Annotated in this window: 15 protein-coding genes; 9 read left to right on the top strand and 6 right to left on the bottom strand. The window is 64.0% G+C overall.

Going from position 1 to position 17,982, the window contains the following annotated elements; all coding sequences use genetic code 11:
* The first annotated feature begins 3 nt into the window (after positions 1-3).
* The 5 genes from mnmE to BMX16_RS08860 are packed head-to-tail and all read left to right on the top strand — an operon-like array spanning position 4 to position 5,471.
* On the top strand, positions 4-1,281 hold the full coding sequence (gene mnmE, locus BMX16_RS08880; protein ID WP_089901919.1) for a tRNA uridine-5-carboxymethylaminomethyl(34) synthesis GTPase MnmE: 1,278 nt from the start codon (positions 4-6) through the stop codon (positions 1,279-1,281).
* Positions 1,282-1,284: 3 nt separating this feature from the next.
* A complete protein-coding gene (mnmG, locus tag BMX16_RS08875) occupies positions 1,285-3,156 on the top strand; it encodes a tRNA uridine-5-carboxymethylaminomethyl(34) synthesis enzyme MnmG (protein ID WP_089901916.1) in 1,872 nt (623 codons plus the stop codon).
* A gap of 56 nt (positions 3,157-3,212) precedes the next feature.
* Positions 3,213-3,779, top strand: a complete 567-nt coding sequence (rsmG, locus tag BMX16_RS08870; protein ID WP_245731442.1) for a 16S rRNA (guanine(527)-N(7))-methyltransferase RsmG — start codon at positions 3,213-3,215, stop codon at positions 3,777-3,779.
* On the top strand, positions 3,772-4,575 hold the full coding sequence (locus BMX16_RS08865; RefSeq protein ID WP_089902074.1) for a ParA family protein: 804 nt from the start codon (positions 3,772-3,774) through the stop codon (positions 4,573-4,575). Before rsmG ends, BMX16_RS08865 begins: the two co-directional genes overlap by 8 nt.
* Positions 4,575-5,471: a ParB/RepB/Spo0J family partition protein gene (locus tag BMX16_RS08860; RefSeq protein ID WP_089901908.1), complete on the top strand. Its 897-nt coding sequence runs from the start codon at positions 4,575-4,577 to the stop codon at positions 5,469-5,471. The genes BMX16_RS08865 and BMX16_RS08860 overlap by 1 nt, the downstream gene beginning before the upstream one ends.
* Here BMX16_RS08860 and hemW read toward each other — a convergent pair.
* The 3 genes from hemW to rph are packed head-to-tail and all read right to left on the bottom strand — an operon-like array spanning position 5,453 to position 7,948.
* Positions 5,453-6,643: a radical SAM family heme chaperone HemW gene (gene hemW / locus BMX16_RS08855; protein ID WP_245731441.1), complete on the bottom strand. Its 1,191-nt coding sequence runs from the start codon at positions 6,641-6,643 to the stop codon at positions 5,453-5,455. The genes BMX16_RS08860 and hemW overlap by 19 nt on opposite strands.
* Positions 6,636-7,244, bottom strand: coding sequence for an RdgB/HAM1 family non-canonical purine NTP pyrophosphatase (rdgB, locus tag BMX16_RS08850; RefSeq protein ID WP_089901905.1), 609 nt, complete (start codon positions 7,242-7,244; stop codon positions 6,636-6,638). The genes hemW and rdgB overlap by 8 nt, the downstream gene beginning before the upstream one ends.
* Positions 7,241-7,948 (bottom strand): ribonuclease PH, encoded by a 708-nt coding sequence (rph, locus tag BMX16_RS08845; protein ID WP_089901902.1) that lies wholly within the window; start codon positions 7,946-7,948, stop codon positions 7,241-7,243. Before rph ends, rdgB begins: the two co-directional genes overlap by 4 nt.
* A 128-nt stretch (positions 7,949-8,076) precedes the next feature.
* Here rph and hrcA point away from each other — a divergent pair, with 128 nt between their 5' ends.
* Both hrcA and BMX16_RS08835 read left to right on the top strand, forming a co-directional pair.
* A complete protein-coding gene (gene hrcA, locus BMX16_RS08840; RefSeq protein WP_089901899.1) occupies positions 8,077-9,141 on the top strand; it encodes a heat-inducible transcriptional repressor HrcA in 1,065 nt (354 codons plus the stop codon).
* A 12-nt stretch (positions 9,142-9,153) separates the two neighbouring features.
* Positions 9,154-9,708 (top strand): nucleotide exchange factor GrpE, encoded by a 555-nt coding sequence (locus BMX16_RS08835; protein WP_089901896.1) that lies wholly within the window; start codon positions 9,154-9,156, stop codon positions 9,706-9,708.
* A gap of 129 nt (positions 9,709-9,837) precedes the next feature.
* On the opposite strand, the gene mutS is transcribed toward BMX16_RS08835, so the two are convergent.
* The gene (mutS, locus tag BMX16_RS08830) at positions 9,838-12,468 is read right to left on the bottom strand and encodes a DNA mismatch repair protein MutS (protein ID WP_425434016.1); all 2,631 of its coding nucleotides are present in this window, start codon (positions 12,466-12,468) and stop codon (positions 9,838-9,840) included.
* A gap of 112 nt (positions 12,469-12,580) precedes the next feature.
* On the opposite strand from mutS, the gene BMX16_RS08825 reads away from it, so the two are divergent.
* Positions 12,581-14,836 carry an NADP-dependent malic enzyme gene (locus BMX16_RS08825; RefSeq protein WP_089901893.1) on the top strand — a complete coding sequence of 752 codons (2,256 nt, stop codon included), beginning with the start codon at positions 12,581-12,583 and terminating at the stop codon, positions 14,834-14,836.
* A gap of 23 nt (positions 14,837-14,859) precedes the next feature.
* Complete coding sequence (locus tag BMX16_RS08820) at positions 14,860-15,726, top strand: ribokinase (protein WP_089901890.1); 867 nt, start codon at positions 14,860-14,862, stop codon at positions 15,724-15,726.
* Between the two features lie 54 nt (positions 15,727-15,780).
* Here the strand turns inward: BMX16_RS08820 and msrA are convergent, their stop codons facing one another.
* Entirely contained in the window at positions 15,781-16,431 is a 651-nt protein-coding gene (gene msrA, locus BMX16_RS08815) for a peptide-methionine (S)-S-oxide reductase MsrA (RefSeq protein ID WP_089901887.1), read from the bottom strand.
* 292 nt (positions 16,432-16,723) lie between these two features.
* The gene (locus BMX16_RS08810; protein ID WP_089901884.1) at positions 16,724-17,944 is read right to left on the bottom strand and encodes an argininosuccinate synthase; all 1,221 of its coding nucleotides are present in this window, start codon (positions 17,942-17,944) and stop codon (positions 16,724-16,726) included.
* Positions 17,945-17,982: the final 38 nt, after the last annotated feature.

Here is a 17,982-nt window from a genome sequence, read left to right as displayed (position 1 = left end):
CTTATGGTGGCCGTGACCGATACGATCCATGCGCTGGCCACTGCGCCGGGACGGGCGGGCGTGGCGGTGATACGGCTGTCGGGACCGGATGCCGCGACGATTGCAGGCCGGATGATGGTCGGTCTGCCCCAGTCGCGCGGGCTGCGTGTCTTGCGCGACAGCGAGGGTGTCGTGCTGGATCAGGCCCTCGTCTTGCGATTTGCGGCAGGTCAGAGTTTCACCGGTGAAGAAGTCGTGGAATTTCAGGTGCATGGCAGTACCGCTGTCGTGACGGCGGTCTCGCGGTGTTTGTCGGATCGTGGGGCGCGTCCAGCTGGCCCGGGGGAATTCACCCGTCGCGCGCTGGACAATGGACGGCTTGACCTCGCCCAGGTCGAAGGTCTGGCCGATCTGATCGATGCCGAGACGGAGGCGCAACGACGTCAGGCCGTCCGTGTTTTTTCAGGTGCACTCGGGACACTTGCAGAACGCTGGCGTCTGAACCTGATCCGGGCTGCGGCATTGATCGAGGCGACGATCGATTTCGTCGATGAGGATGTGCCGGTCGACATCCTGCCCGATGTCGAAATTCTGTTGAGGCGCACGCGTGCCGATCTGACGAGGCAGATCGACGGGGCAGGGTCAGCGGAACGCATCCGGACGGGGTATGAAGTGGCGATCGTCGGGCGACCGAATGTCGGAAAATCGACGCTGCTCAACAGGCTTGCCGGTCGTCCGGCTGCCATCACGTCAGATATCGCCGGCACAACGCGCGACGTGATCGAGGTTCGCATGGATCTTGATGGGCTGCCGGTCACCATGCTCGATACGGCAGGTATCCGAGAGACGGAGGATGTCGTCGAACGCCTCGGTGTCGATCTGGCTTTGGAACGTGCGCGTGCCGCGGACCTGCGGATCTTTTTGTTGGAAGAAGGGGATCAGATCCCGCTACCCTTGCAGCCTGGCGATCTGCTGGTGCGCGCCAAGGTCGATGAGGCCGGCGACGGCGTGTCCGGTCTGACGGGGCACGGTGTGGATGCGATGATCACAACCGTCACGCAAACGTTGACCGCACGTTCTGCCAACGCAGGCCTTGCGATCCGTGAACGGCATTTGGCTGCAATGACGTCGGCTTGCGATTATATCGATGATGCTCTGGCATCCATCAATGTAGTTGGGCCGTCCGATTTGATGGCGGAGGACATCAGGGCAGCGACGCGCGCGGTTGACATGATCGTGGGGCGGGTAGATGTAGAGGACCTTCTGGACGAGATCTTTCGCAGTTTTTGCATTGGGAAATAGGCGATGTTTCACGTGAAACATTACGACGTCATCGTCGTCGGCGGCGGTCACGCCGGATGCGAGGCTGCCCTTGCAGCGGCGCGTAGTGGCGCTGTCACGGCGCTGGTGACGCTTGATCAGGCCGGCATTGGGACGATGTCCTGCAATCCAGCGATCGGTGGGCTCGGCAAAGGCCATCTGGTTCGCGAGATCGACGCGCTTGGCGGTGCCATGGGACGGGTCGCGGATGTCTCTGGCATCCAATTCCGCCTGTTGAACCGAACGAAGGGGCCTGCGGTTCAGGGGCCGCGGACGCAGTCTGATCGGGCACTCTACCGGGCCGCGATGCAGCATGTAATTGCGCGACAACCGGCGCTTGACGTCATCATCGGCGAGGTTGTCGATTTCGAATGCGACGCGACGACGATTTCTGCGGCTGTTTTGGCTGACGGAACACGGATGATGACCCGGACCATGGTTTTGACCACTGGCACGTTCCTCCGAGGCGTGATTCACATCGGCGATCAGACCCACGCTGGTGGACGCATGGGCGACCGGGCCGCGGTCCGCATGGCAGAGCGTCTGGATGATCTGGGTCTGACCATGGGGCGGCTCAAGACGGGGACACCCCCGCGGCTGGATGGGCGGAGCATTCACTGGGATCGCCTGTCCGTGCAGGACGGCGATGCCGAACCAAGTTTGTTTTCCTTCATGTCGACTGCGGTTACGGCGCGTCAGATCGCCTGCGGCGTGACGCATACGAATGAGCGCACGCACGACATCATCCGAAACAATCTGGGTCGGTCAGCCATGTACGGCGGCCATATTTCCGGTTTCGGCCCACGCTATTGCCCGTCCATCGAAGACAAGGTGACGCGCTTTGCGGATAAGTCGTCGCATCAGATCTTCCTCGAACCCGAAGGCCTGACGACGGATACCGTCTATCCCAACGGGATCTCGACGTCGCTGCCCGTAGATGTGCAGGAGGACTATGTCCATTCGATCATGGGGCTGGAGCAGGCGAAAATCCTGCAGCCTGGGTATGCGATCGAGTACGACTACGTCGATCCGCGCAATCTGACTCAGACTCTGGAACTGCGGATGTGTCCGGGTCTATTCCTTGCAGGCCAGATCAATGGCACAACAGGATATGAAGAGGCCGCGGCCCAAGGTCTGGTCGCCGGGCTGAACGCCGCACGTCAGGCGCGGGGGGACACGCCCTTGATTTTCAGCCGTGCCACATCCTATATCGGCGTTATGATCGACGATCTGACGCGTGCCGGTGTCACCGAGCCATATCGCATGTTCACGTCGCGGGCAGAGTTTCGACTGGTCCTGCGCGCCGACAATGCGGACCAGCGCCTCACGCCGCTGGGTCGCGACCTTGGCCTTGTCGATGATCTGCGGTGGGCGAGCTTTATTGACAAGATACAGGCGATGAACGATGCACGCGAGGTGCTGAGCAAAATCGATCTGTCCGCCGCCGATCTGTCCGATGCCGGGGTCAACATCAATCCCGAAAGCCCGCGCCGCAGCGCGCTTGCGGCGCTGTCGTTGAGCGACGTGACATTCGACGTGCTGACGTCGCTACAGCCTGATTTGCAAAGCATCAGCCCGATCGTCGGCGCCCAGATCCGGAACGATGCGCTCTATGCGCATTATATCAAACGGCAGGAGCGGGATATCGCCGCGCTGCAACAGGATGAAGGCACAGTGATCCCCGCAGACTTCGCATTCGAAGGCCTGTCCGGGCTGTCGAACGAACTCAAGCTGAAACTTGCCCGCACGCGTCCCGGCAATATGGCACAGTTGCGACATATCGAAGGGATGACGCCAGCCGCGACCCTGCTGATTTCGGCCGCCTTGCGCAAAGCGGTGCTGGGCCGTGCCATCTGATGGCGACGTGGGACGGACTCGCCGATGTTTCACGTGAAACACAGGACAACTTGTCGGTGTATCACGATCTGTTGCTGCAATGGACGCGTAAGATCAATCTGATCGCACCCTCGACGACGACCGATATCTGGGACCGGCACATCGCCGATTCTGCTCAACTTTTTGCTCTCTTGCCCATTTCCGCCAAACGTGTCGTGGATCTGGGGAGTGGGGGTGGTCTCCCCGGACTGGTGCTGGCGATCATGGCAAAGGTGGCGCGCCCGGATCTGTCGTTCATCCTGATCGAGAGCGATCAACGCAAGGCCGCCTTCCTGCGAACGGTGATCCGGCGCCTGACACTGTCCGCCACGGTCAGGGCGGACAGGATCGAGGCCGTCGAACATCTTGCGGCCGACGTCGTGACGGCGCGTGCCCTTGCACCATTGCCGAACCTTCTGGAATTTGCGTCGCGCCTGATGCATCATGACGGCGTCGCGCTGTTCCAAAAAGGCCGCTCCTACGATGACGAGGTTGTCTTGGCGCGTCGCAACTGGGCTTTCGACCTATCCGCTCGCCCAAGCGTAACAGACCCAGACGCCTGCATCCTTGACATCAGGAATATCCAGCGTGGCACCCATGACTAACGCCGCCCGTATCATCGCCGTTGCGAACCAGAAGGGCGGGGTGGGCAAGACGACCACGACGATCAATCTGGGTGCGGCCTTGGCCGAGCTTGGGCAATCCGTGTTGCTGATCGACCTCGATCCGCAGGGCAACGCATCGACCGGCCTTGGCATCGGGCCACAGATGCGTGCGGTAACGACCTATGACTTTCTGGCCGGCGATGCGACGCCGGACGAGGCGATCCAACCCACGACTGTTCCGCGCCTTTCGATCATTCCCGCAACCACAGACCTCAGTTCTGCGGATATCGAGCTGATCTCGAACGAGAAGCGGTCGTTTCTGCTGCACGATGCGCTGCGGCAGCTTCCGATGGACAGGTTCGGGTTCGACTACATTCTGATCGATTGCCCGCCGTCGCTCAACATCCTGACAGTGAACGCCATGGTCGCGGCACATTCGGTCATCGTACCACTGCAAAGCGAGTTCTTCGCTCTCGAAGGTCTGTCGCAGCTGATGCTTACGATCAGAGAGGTCCGACAGACCGCCAATACGTCGCTGCGGATCGCGGGTGTCGTTCTGACGATGTATGATCGGCGCAACAACCTGTCCCAGCAGGTCGAGGCTGACGCCCGCGAAAACCTCGGCGCGCTGGTGTTCACGACCGTCATCCCGCGCAATGTCAGGCTCAGCGAGGCGCCATCCTTTGCTATGCCAGCACTCACCTACGACAGTCAGTCCGCAGGCAGTCAGGCCTACCGTCAACTGGCAAGAGAGCTGATGGCGAAAGACAATCCCCAACTTCAGAAGGTCAGCTGATGTCCATGCCCCCGAAAACCCGTGGACTCGGGCGCGGTTTGTCTGCCCTTATGGCAGATGTTGCGATAGACCAGTCTGAAGATACCAGATCTGGCGCTAAACGCCCCGATCAGGTCATCGCGATCGAGCGGATCCGTCCCAATCCCGATCAGCCGCGCCGCACCTTCGATGCCGACGCATTGGCTGATCTGGCCGCGTCGATCCGCGAAAAGGGGGTCATTCAACCCCTGATCGTACGTGTCGCGCCAGAAGACGCATCGAAGTTCGAGATCGTCGCAGGTGAACGCCGCTGGCGGGCCGCGCAGATGGCGCAGTTGCACGAGCTGCCGGTCCTGGTGCGGGATTTCAACGATACCGAAGTTCTCGAAATCGCCATCATCGAGAACATCCAGCGTGCCGATCTGAACCCGGTGGACGAGGCTGCAGGCTATCGGCAGTTGATGGAGCGGTTCGGCCACACGCAGGACCAGCTTGCCACGGCACTCGGCAAATCGCGCAGTCACATCGCAAATCAGATGCGTCTTCTGAACCTGCCAGACAGCGTGCTGGGCTGGTTGTCGGACGGCAAACTGACGGCCGGTCATGCGCGGACACTCGTCGGCCATCCCGACGCCGTGACGCTGGCACAGCAGATCATCACGCGGCAGATGTCGGTGCGCGATGCGGAAAAGCTGGCACGCAAACCCAGCGAACCCGTGCGCGCCCCCGGCGAGCGTGCGGGACGCCCCCGCGTCAAGGACGCGGACACGGTGATGCTGGAACGCGAGCTTTCAGCCGCGTTGCACATGATGGTGACGATCGATCACACGCCGGGGCAGGATGGGGGCAAGCTGACGATCGCTTACCGCGACCTCGCGCAGCTCGATGATCTGATGCGTCAGCTGACCGGCGACTGATCCGCAAGGATCGCGCGCAGCACACCGTTCAGGACGGGTCGCCCGGTGTCGGTAACCCGCAGTCGGTCCGGATCATCCGCAATAAGCCCGAGGTCTACCAGATCGGTGATCGCCGTCGTTGCCGTGTCGATGCCATTGGCGTGCAATCGCGCCGTGTCGATTCCGTCACGCAGCCGAAGACCCATCAGAAGAAGCTCCGTCCGATGCGCATGCGCGTCGATGGCCTCTCTCGCGTCTTCGCCGGCGCCCATCGTCTCGACCTGCCGCAACCATGGAATCGGTGCCAGCGGCGTGGATGTACCCCAGCGATGGCCGTCCAGTGTCAGGCGGCCCTGCGCCCCCGGCCCGACCCCGACATAGTCCCCCGATTGCCAGTAGATGCGGTTATGGCGGCTCTCCGATCCGTCGCGCGCGTGGTTCGATACCTCGTACCCGCCCATGCCTGCCGCCGCGCACATTTCTTGCGTCATCAGATACATGTCGGCGCCCAGATCGTCGTCGGGCAGGCCGCGCAACTGACCGGCCGCTGCACGTGCGCCAAAGACGGTGCCATCCTCGATCGTCAGCTGGTACAGCGACAGATGATCGACCGCCAAGGTCAAGGCCTGCGCCAGTTCCGCACGCCACGCTGTCAGCGTCTGATCTTGCCGCGCATAGATCAGGTCGAAACTGACGCGCTCGAATATCCCGCGCGCCGTATCGAACGCCGTCATCGCCTCGGCCGCCGTGTGCATCCGCCCCAACCGCCGCAAATCATGGTCGTTCAGGGCCTGCACACCAAGAGAGACGCGGTTGACGCCCGCCGCGCGATAGCCCTCGAAACGGCCCGATTCGACCGATGTGGGGTTCGCTTCCAGCGTGATCTCCGCGTCGTTCGCCATCGGCCATGTCGCCCTGATCCGCCGCAGGATCGCGTCCACCAGATCAGGTGACATCAGACTGGGCGTGCCGCCGCCAAAGAACACCGATTGCAGCACGCGCCCTTCGGTCTGCGCGCCCAGCCTGTCGATCTCGGTCAGATAGGCGGCCTGCCAGCGGGCCTCGTCGATCTGTGGCGCGACGTGAGAGTTGAAGTCGCAATAGGGGCACTTCGCCTTGCAGAACGGCCAGTGCAGATAGAGGCCAAAGCCGCCCGCGCGCCAGTCGTCCGCCGGGATGCGATCCTCAGGCAAAACAACCCGCCACAAGTTTGGCAAAGGCGTCGGCCCGGTGGCTGATGCGGTTCTTTTCCCAACGATCCATCTCGCCGAAGGTCAGCTCATGGCCATCCGGCTGAAAGATCGGGTCATAGCCATGCCCCTGACCGCCGCGCCCCGGCCACACGATCTGCCCCGGCATGACACCGGCGAACACCTCGTCATGTCCGTCCGGCCACGCCATGACAAGCGTGCAGCAGAACCGTGCGGTGCGCGGGTAGGGGGCGTCGGCTGCCTGCAACGCGTCCCACGCCCGCTGCATGGCCAGGCCGAAATCGCGCCCCTGCGGCGTCTCGGCCCAGTCTGCGGTATTCACCCCGGGCGCGCCGCCCAACCCGTCGATCTCGATTCCGCTATCATCGGCCAGCGCAGGCAGACCCGTCGCCTGCGCCGCGGCATGGGCCTTGATCCGGGCGTTGCCCGCAAAGGTCGTCTCCGTCTCGTCCGGTTCCGGCAAGCCGTGATCGGCGTTCGACGACAGCGTGACGCCATAGGGCGCCAGCAGATCGGCGATTTCTTCCAGCTTGCCAGTGTTATGGGTCGCAATCACCAGATTAGAGCCTGAAAAGCGCCTCATGCCACCGCCTCGCGCTGGATGCGGTGCAGCTCCTCGATGCCGCCACCGGCGAGGTCCAACAGCGTATCCATCTGGCTGCGGCTGAACGTTGCGCCTTCGGCGGCCATCTGGATCTCGATCAGCTTGCCCGCCGTCATGATGAAGTTCCCGTCCACGCCCGCCTCGCTGTCCTCGGGGTAATCCAGATCCAGCACCGGTTGCCCGGCATAGATGCCGCAGGACACGGCCGCGACCGGATCGACCAGCGGGTCGCTGATGACCAACCCCGCCTTCATCAACTTGTTGACCGCCAGCTTCAATGCGACCCAACCGCCTGTGATCGCGGCGCACCGCGTCCCGCCATCGGCCTGGATCACGTCGCAGTCAATCGTGATCTGCCGCTCGCCAAGTGCGACGCGGTCGACACCGGCCCGCAGGGCGCGACCGATCAGGCGCTGGATCTCCTGCGTGCGGCCGCTCTGGCCGTCCTTCGCCTCGCGCCGCATCCGGCTGTGGGTCGCGCGGGGCAGCATGCCGTATTCTGCCGTCACCCAGCCCAGGCCCGAGTTCTTGAGGAACGACGGCACGCGGTTGTCGATGCTGGCGGTGCACAGCACATGGGTGTCACCCATGCGGATCAGGCACGATCCTTCGGCGTGGCGGGTCACGGCGGTGTCGATGCTGACATCGCGCATCTGATCGGTGCGACGGCCGGAGGGGCGCATGGGCAAGGTCCTTTCTAGGTTGCGTTCGTCGGATACGCCGCCCATCTATGAAATCCAAGCCCGCTCCGCGTCACGATTGACGTGACCGCATTGCGGGATTTAACGCTGCCACCCTCAGACGGACCTTCATGCCAGACCGCACGCCCCATCTCGATGCCATGACGGCCCGCTCTCGCGAGGTCTTTCGTCGCATCGTCGAGGGCTATCTCGAAACCGGATCGCCTGTCGGCAGTCGCACGCTGACCCGGACCCTGACGGAACAGGTCAGTGCCGCGACAATCCGCAACGTGATGAACGATCTGGAATACCTCGGCCTGCTGGGCAGCCCCCATGTCAGTGCGGGCCGCGTGCCGACGCAACTGGGCCTGCGGATGTTCGTAGATGGCCTGCTCGAGGTTGGCGATCTGTCAGGCGAGGATCGGTCGCGCATCGACCAGACATTGGGCAATGGGGCCGACGACGTGGCCAGTCTGCTGGACCGCGTGGGGTCCGCGCTGTCGGGTGTCACGCAGGTCGCAAGCCTTGTGCTGACGCCCAAGCACGAGGCAACGATCCGGCATATCGAGTTCGTGTCGCTGTCGCCCGCGCGGGCGCTGGTCGTGCTGGTCTTTGCCGACGGCCACGTCGAAAATCGCATCTTCACCCCGCCGCCGGGGCAGACCCCGTCGTCGATGCGAGAGGCCGCGAACTTCCTCAACGCCATCGCCGAAGGGCAGACCCTCTCTACCCTCGGCACCGTCATCGCACGTGAAATCAAGGCGCGGCGGCAGGAAATCGACACGCTCGCCGCCGAACTGGTGCAGTCCGGGGCTGTGCTGTGGGAAAACGAAGGCGAGCAGAACGAACGCCTGATCGTGCGTGGCAGCAGCCATCTGCTCGACGATGCGGATCAGGCCGGCAACATCGACCGCATCCGCAGCCTGTTCGACGATCTGGAGCGCAAGCGGGACATCGCACAGTTCCTGGAACTGGCCGAGGAGGGCGACGGCGTGCGCATCTTTATCGGGTCCGAGAACAAACTTTTCTCACTTTCGGGTTCCAGTCTGGTCGTTTCTCCTTATATGAACGCCGACCGCAAGATCATCGGCGCCGTCGGCGTCATTGGTCCGACGCGACTGAACTATGGGCGGATCGTGCCCATCGTGAACTATACCGCACAGCGGGTCGGCCAGATGATCGCCGACCGCTCCTGACAGGAAGTGACCATGTCCAACGAGAACTCCGAACCGATGAGCCTGGATGAGATGGCCGCCGAAGGCGATGCGATGGATGCGGCCGGCGACGACGTTCTGGCCCGGATTGCCACGCTGGAAGCCGAGCGCGACGACATGCGCGACAAGTTCATGCGCGCGTTGGCCGACGCGGAAAATACGCGCAAACGCGCCGACCGCGACCGGAAGGAGGCCGAGAATTACGGCTCCTCTCGCATGTCGCGCGATCTGCTGCCGATCTACGACAACCTGCGCCGCGCCTTGCAGTCCGCCGAAGAGGCCGACAAGTCGGCCAACGCGGCGCTGCTGGAAGGCGTGGAGCTGACGATGCGGGAACTGCTGTCGGTGTTCAAGAAGCACGGCATCGACCCCATCGTACCGGAGGTCGGCGACAAGTTCGATCCGAACCTGCATCAGGCGATGTTCGAGGCACCCGTGCCCGGCACCAAGTCCGGCCACATCATCCAGGTCTCGACCGAAGGGTTCATGCTGCACGACCGCCTGCTGCGCCCCGCACAGGTCGGCGTGTCGTCGATGCCTGCAAACTGAGGTTTCGCCGCGCGCGGCGCGGCGATCAAGCTGGGGGGCCAGCCCCGTCGCCGGCTGGTGCTCGGACCAGTGGTGGACCCCCGGCGGCCCCCCGGGATATTTGTGACCCGAAGAACGGGGCCCGCTGCTCTAAGACGCCTCGTCGTTCAGCAGACTCCTCAAATCGTAGATCAGCGCCAGCGCATCCTTCGGTGACAGATCGTCCGGGTGGATGTTGCGCAGCCGGTCTTCGACAGCAGATTGTTTCACGACTGCCTTCGGCGGCAGCGGCGGCGCTGCAGCGAACAGCGGCAAATCGTCGATCACTGCGCGGCGGGCGGCTCCGCCTTCGCGTTCGCCCTTTTCCAGCGCCTCAAGCACCACCTTGGCGCGGGCCACCACCGACGGCGGCAGGCCCGCCAGCCGCGCGACCTGCACGCCATAGCTGCGATCCGCCGTGCCGCGGCGCACCTCGTGCAGGAATATCACGTCACCGTCCCATTCCTTGACGCTGACCGTGGCATTGTCCACGCCAGCCAGCTTGGCGGACAGGTTGCTCATCTCGTGGTAATGCGTGGCGAACAGGGCGCGGCAGCGGTTGACGTCGTGCAGGTGTTCCAGTGTCGCCCAGGCGATCGACAGGCCGTCATAGGTCGCCGTGCCGCGTCCGATCTCGTCCAGGATGACCAGCGCGCGGTCGTCCGCCTGATTGAGGATCGCCGCCGTTTCCACCATTTCGACCATGAACGTGGACCGCCCCCGTGCGAGGTCGTCGCTGGCACCGACCCGGCTGAAGATCTGGCTGACGATACCGATGCGGGCCTGTGTCGCCGGAACATAGGCCCCGGTCTGGGCCAATATCGCGATCAGCGCGTTCTGCCGCAGATAGGTGGATTTGCCGGCCATGTTCGGGCCGGTCAGCAACCAGATCGGTGTATCGCTCAGATCGCAATCGTTCGCGACGAACGGCGTGCCGGACTTGCGCAGCGCCTCTTCGACGACCGGGTGACGGCCACTAGTGATCTGGAAATCTCGGCTGTCGTCGATCACCGGGCGCACCCAGCCTTCGGCGCGGGCCAGATGGGCAAGGGCGGCGGTCACGTCGATGTCGGCCAGTGCGCGGGCCAGCTGACCGAGGGCAGCATGTTGCGCCAGAACAGACCCTGAAAGCCTTGCATAGAGCCGCTTTTCAATCTCCAGCGCCTCACCGCCCGCGTTCAGGATGCGGGATTCGATCTCGTTCAGCGCGACAGTCGTGAAACGCACCTGATTGGCGGTCGTCTGCCGGTGGATGAAGGTCTGCGACAGCGGCGGGGCCATCATGCGTTCCGCATGGGTGGCGGTCGTCTCGATGAAATAGCCCAGCACATTGTTATGCTTGATCTTCAGCGCCGCGATGCCAGTTTGCGCGATGAAGTCGGCCTGCATCTGCGCAATGACGCCGCGGCCTTCGTCACGCAGGTGGCGAGCGGCGTCGAGGGCGTCGTCGTGGCCCGTGGCGATGAAGCCGCCGTCACGCACCAGCAGGGGTGGCTCGGCGACCAGCGCGGCGTCCAGAAGGGCCAGAATGTCGTCATGGCCGATGAGGGCCGCTTGCGCCTCTGGCAGCAGATCGGTGCCGATCAGGCTCTGATGCAGGCGTTTTGCCTGCTCGATGGTGTTGCGGATCGCCGCGAGGTCGCGCGGACCACCCCGATCCAGCGCCACCCGGGACAGGGCGCGGTCAAGGTCATGCACCTGCGCCAGATGCTCACGCAGGTCGCGCGTCAGCGCGGGATCGTCCACGAGCGTCGCGATCGCCGTCTGCCGTGCCGCGATCACCTCGATCCGGCGTGATGGGGCAGACAGCCGCCGTTCCAGCAGACGTGCCCCCGCCGCCGTTACGGTCCGGTCAATGGCGGCCAGCAGCGAGCCCGCGCGTCCACCGCCCAGCGCGTGGGTCAGTTCCAGCGACCGCCGCGTGGCGGCGTCGATCTGCATGATCGCCTCGCGTTGTTCCTGCACAGGCGGACGCAGCAGGGGCAGATTGCCTTTCTGCGTCGTCTCCACATAGGCGACGAGGCCCGCGAGGGCCGCCACCTCTGCCCGGTGGAACGTGCCGAATGCGTCGAGCGAGGCCACGTCATACAGCGCGCACAGCCTGCGTTCGCCCTGCGTGCTGTCGAAGGACGACCGCCCGAGGGTGGTCAGGCTTGCGCCCGTCTCCTCCACGATCCCGCGCAGGGTCGTGTCATCCCCATCGGCTACCAGAACCTCGCGCGGGGCGAGGCGCGCCAGTTCCGGGCCGAGGCCCGACATGGGACAAGCCATGACCCGCAGCGCGCCGGTCGAGATGTCGGCCCAGGCGAGGGCCACCTCGTCGCGGACCTGTGCGATGGCAGCAAGGAAGTTGTGCCGCCGCGCGTCCAGCAGGCTATCCTCCGTCAGCGTGCCCGGTGTGACCAACCGTACCACGTCGCGCCGGACCACCGACTTCGATCCGCGCTTCTTCGCCTCGGCGGGGTCTTCCATCTGTTCACAGACGGCCACGCGGAAACCCTTGCGGATCAGTGTCAAAAGGTAGCTTTCGGCACTGTGTACGGGCACGCCGCACATCGCGATGTCGGCATCCAAATGCTTGCCCCGTTTTGTCAGCGCGATGTCGAGGGCTGCCGACGCCGCGACCGCATCGTCGAAGAACATCTCGTAGAAATCGCCCATGCGATAGAACAGGATCGCGTCGGGATAACCGGCCTTGAGGGCCAGATATTGTGCCATCATCGGCGTGACGGTGTCGTTCATTGTCATCCCCCGGCGCTTGCCCTTCGGTATCAGGCCCGTCACCGTGATGAAAGGCGTTGAGCGGTGCAGGCCTGCACGTTACACCTTGGCGCTCATGCACGGGAGGGTGGCGATGACACGGCAAAAGCACACGCGCGAGGATGCCTTGGCGTTCCACCTGCTACCCACCCCCGGCAAGTGGGAGGTGACGGCGACCGTCCCCATGACCACCCAGCGCGATCTGAGCCTTGCCTATTCGCCCGGCGTCGCGGTGCCGTGTCTGGAAATCCGCGACGATCCAGCGACCGCCTATGATTACACCAACAAGGGCAATCTGGTCGCCGTCATCAGCAACGGCACCGCCGTGCTGGGGTTGGGCAATCTGGGCGCGCTGGCGTCGAAGCCGGTGATGGAAGGCAAGTCGGTCCTGTTCAAACGCTTTGCCGACGTGAACTCCATCGACATCGAGCTGGATACGGAGGATCCCGACGCCTTCTGCAATGCCGTGCGTCTGATGGGGCCGACCTTCGGCGGCATCAACCTGGAGGACATCAAGGCGCCCGAGTGCTTCATCATCGAGCAGCGCTTGAAGGAAGAGATGGACATCCCCGTCTTTCACGACGACCAGCACGGCACGGCGGTGATCTGTGCGGCGGGTCTGCTGAACGCGCTGCACCTGTCGGGCAAGCGGATCGAGGATGTGCGCATCGTTCTGAACGGCGCAGGGGCTGCCGGAATCGCCTGTCTGGAACTGTTGAAGACGATGGGCGCGCGGCACGACAACTGCATCATGTGCGACACCAAGGGCGTCATCTGGCAGGGTCGTACCGACGGCATGAACCAGTGGAAATCCGCACATGCCGCGAACACACCCGCCCGTACATTGGCAGAGGCGATGCAGGGTGCCGACGTGTTCCTGGGCGTCAGCGCCAAGGGGGCCGTCACGGCGGATATGGTCGCGTCCATGGCGCCCGATCCGGTGATCTTCGCCATGGCGAACCCGGACCCCGAGATCACGCCGGAGGAGGCACACGCCGTTCGCCCTGATGCGATCGTCGCCACCGGGCGCAGCGACTATCCCAATCAGGTCAACAACGTGCTGGGGTTTCCGTATCTGTTCCGCGGTGCCCTCGATATCCATGCCCGTGCCATCAACGACGAGATGAAGATCGCCTGCGCCCATGCCCTTGCGCAGCTGGCGAGAGAGGACGTGCCGGAGGAGGTCGCCGTCGCCTATGGCAAGAAGCTGGCGTTCGGGCGCGACTATATCATTCCGACACCCTTCGATCCCCGTCTGATCCACCGCATCCCGCCCGCCGTGGCGCAGGCAGGCATGGCGACGGGCGTGGCGCGGCGGCCGATCATCGACATGGAGGCCTATACCGCATCGCTGAAGTCCCGCATGGACCCCACGGCCAACATGCTGCGCGGTCTGAATGCACGGGCGCGGGCGGCACAGGCCAGCGTGATCTTTACCGAAGGCGACGATCCACGGGTGCTGCGGGCCGCCATCGCCTATCAGCGGCAGGGGTTGGGCCGCGCGCTGGTCGTCGGTCGCACCAAGGATGTCGAGGCGCTGTTGACCGCCGAAGGGCTGGCCGACGCGATCCCCGAGTTGGAGGTGGTGAACGCTGCCAACACCCCGCATCTGGAGACTTACAAGGCGTTCCTTTATGCGCGGCTGCAGCGCAAGGGACATGACCGGCAGGACGTGCACCGGCTCGCGGCACGTGACCGGCACGTGTTTGCTGCGCTGATGCTGGCGCATGGGCATGCGGACGGAATGGTGACCGGGGCCACGCGCAAATCGGCGCATGTGCTGGAACTGATCAACCACGTCTTCGACGCCAGCCCGCATGACGGGGCAGTGGGTGTCACGGCGGTGCTGAACCGGGGCCGGATCGTGCTGATCGCGGACACGCTGGTGCATGAATGGCCGGATCAGAACGATCTGGCCGACATCGCCGAACGCGGTACCGCCGTGGCCCGCGATCTGGGGCTTGAACCGCGTGTGGCGTTCCTGTCGTTTTCCACCTTCGGCTATCCGGTGTCGGAACGGGCCGAGAAGATGCACATCGCCCCCACCGTGCTGGACGCACGCGGCGTCGATTTCGAATATGAGGGCGAGATGACCGTCGATGTCGCGCTCAACCCCGCCGCACAGGCGCATTACCCGTTCAGCCGCCTGACCGGGCCTGCCAACGTGCTGGTCGTGCCCGCCCGCCATTCCGCCAGCATCAGCGTGAAACTGATGCAGGAGATGGCGGGGGCCACGGTGATCGGGCCGATCCTGACCGGCATCGACAAGCCGATCCAGATCTGTTCGACCGTCAGCACGGTGAACGACATCCTGAACATGGCGGTCATCGCCGCCTGCAAAGTCGGCTGAGCGCGATCAAAGGAGCTGAGACTATGGCCATCTGGAACCTCGGGTCCATCAACGCCGATTTCGTCTATGCCGTGCCGCATATCCCCACGGGCGGCGAAACGCTGCGGTCCACCGGACGAGAGATCTATCTGGGCGGAAAGGGCACGAACATGTCCGTCGCCGCCGCCCGCGCCGCCGCCACCGTGCACCACATCGGGGCCGTGGGCGACGACGGCGAATGGGCGGTTGACCGACTGATGGAATACGGCGTCGATACCCGTTTCATCGCACGAGTCGAGGAGGATACCGCACAGGCCGTCATCGCCGTGGACAGCCACGGCGAGAACATGATCATCCTGTTCCCCGGTGCCAACGACGCGATCCCGCAATCCATCCTGCAAGAGGCGATGGCCGAGGCGCAGACGGGCGATTGGCTGTTGATCCAGAACGAGACGAACCTGCAGCGGACCGCAGCCACGCTCGGCCGCAAGATGGGGCTGCGCGTCGCCTATGCCGCCGCCCCCTTCGATGCGGATCGTGTGCAGGCGGTGCTGCCGCATCTGGACCTGCTGTTCCTGAACCGGGTCGAGGCGGACCAGTTGCGCGCCGCCACGGGCAAGGAGCCGCAGGATCTGGGTGTGCGCGACGTGATCGTAACGCTGGGGGCTGACGGCGCCGACTGGTTCGGGCCGCAGGGGCACCGACATTTCGACGCGGTCCCCGTGACGCCGGTGGACACGACGGGGGCTGGCGACACCTTTACCGGCTATGTCATGGCGGGCCTAGACCGCGGCCAGCCGATTGCGCAGGCGATCAAGCTGGCGATGCGGGCCGCGGCGCTGATGGTGACGCGCCACGGCACCGCCGACGTGATCCCGGACCTGAAGGATCTGGAGGATTTCAGGCCCTGATGGGGGTCATGTCGGGGTCCGGTCACTTCAGGCCCCGACCACTTCAGACCTCGGTCACTTCAGAAACGGCGCATCCGGTCCCCAGACCTGTGCGATCCGGGCATCGCGACCACATCCGCTGCGATAGAAGTCATAGGCTTCGGCCTGCCGCTTGGGCCCGCCGCGCGTCAGGATCAGGTTGTCGCCCTTGTAGTAGTCCTGATGGTAATCTTCGGCCTTGTAGAACGGCCCCGCCTGCACGATGGGCGTGACGATCTGCTGACCCAGTTCCTGCTGGGCCGCAGTCTTGGCGGCCGTCGCATCGTTCGACTGCTCTTGCGTCGCCACGAAGACGGCGGTGCGGTAACTTTCGCCACGGTCGCAGAACTGACCGCCCGCGTCGGTCGGATCGACGCTGCGGAAGAACAGGTCGAGGATCTGGCGATAGCTGATGACGCTGGCGTCGAAGGGGATCATCACCGCCTCGTAATGACCGGTCCCGCCGCGCGTGACCTGATTGTAGGTCGGGTTTTCGGTGGTGCCGCCGGTATAGCCCGCGACCACGTCACCGACGCCGGCGACCCCCTCGAAATCGGCCTCGACGCACCAGAAACAGCCGCCCGCGACGATTGCGGTCTGTTGCTGGGCCGCAGCGGCGACCGGCGACAGGGCTGCAACGACCCCCGCAAGCATCGCCAGACCCGTGATCCGGACTCGTGTTGACATGTTGCCTCCTCCTGTTGCGCACACCTTGGAATGAGGGCGGTGACAGGGCAAGCGGGCGTTCCGGGTGTCACGTGGGTGTGACCACTACACCGGGTCGTAAAATTCGACAGAAAAATGTGGGTCCGGGTGAAACTTTGGTGATGCGTCACCCGTATCTTCGACAGTCTTGAAGATCACAGTTATCCGGGCTGCGTATTTTTGTAGTTTGACGAGTTCTGTTTCGCCCGGTTTTCACGAGTAATCGGTTTCCCAGCCTGCGCCAACGCGCAGGCGGGTCTTTCTTGTGACGGCCTCAGCCCTGCAGACGCCGCTTGCGCGCGGCCAGCAGCTTCAGGCGCAGCGCGTTCAACTGGATGAAGCCCTGCGCATCGGTCTGGTCATAGGCACCTGCGTCATCCTCGAACGTCACGTGCGCCTCGGAATACAGGCTGGAGTCGGACCAGCGGGCGACTGTGCGGGCCGATCCCTTGTAGAGTTTCACACGCACGGTGCCGCTGACATGCTCCTGGCTCTTGTCGATCAGGGCCTGCAGCATCTCGCGCTCCGGGCTGAACCAGAAGCCGTTGTAGATCAGCTCCGCATAGCGGGGCATGATGCTGTCCTTCAGGTGGCCGGCGCCGCTGTCCAGCGTGATCTGTTCGATGCCGCGATGCGCCTCCAGCAGGATGGTGCCACCGGGGGTCTCGTAGATGCCGCGCGACTTCATCCCGACAAAGCGGTTTTCCACCAGATCGAGGCGACCGACGCCGTGACGTCCGCCGATCTCGTTCAGCTTCGTCAGGATCGTGGCGGGCGACAGCGCCTCGCCATTGATTGCCACGGCATCGCCACGTTCGAACGTGATCTCGATCGTCTCGGGCGTATCGGGCGCCTGCTCGGGATCGACCGTGCGCTGATAGACGTAGTCGGGTGCCTCTTCGGCGGGGTTTTCCAGCACTTTGCCTTCCGACGACGTGTGCAGAAGGTTCGCATCCACGCTGAACGGTGCATCGCCGCGCTTGTCCTTCGCGACGGGGATCTGGTTCGCTTCCGCAAACTCCAGCAGCTTGGTGCGGCTGGTCAAATCCCATTCGCGCCAGGGCGCGATCACCTTGATGTCGGGGTTCAGGGCATAGGCGGCCAGTTCGAACCGGACCTGATCGTTGCCCTTGCCGGTGGCGCCATGGGCCACGGCATCTGCACCGACCTCTGCCGCGATTTCCACCAGACGCTTGCTGATCAGCGGACGGGCAATGGAGGTGCCGAGCAGGTAAAGCCCTTCGTACAGGGCATTGGCGCGGAACATCGGATAGACGAAGTCGCGCACGAACTCCTCGCGCAGATCCTCGATGTAGATGGCGGACGCCCCCATCATCTCGGCCTTCCTGCGGGCGGGCTCCAGCTCTTCGCCCTGACCCAGATCGGCGGTGAAGGTGACGACCTCGCAGCCGTATTCGGTCTGCAGCCATTTCAGGATGATCGAGGTGTCCAGACCGCCGGAATAGGCGAGGACGACTTTCTTGGGCGCGGTCATGGGGCTGGCCTTTGCGTTGCGGAACACTTGACGCTGCG

Origin of the sequence: Loktanella fryxellensis (assembly GCF_900110065.1) — a bacterium.
Classification (GTDB): Bacteria; Pseudomonadota; Alphaproteobacteria; order Rhodobacterales; family Rhodobacteraceae; genus Loktanella; species Loktanella fryxellensis.
The sequence above is the reverse complement of the archived record's forward strand: the minus strand, read 5'-3'. Positions and strand labels throughout refer to the sequence as shown.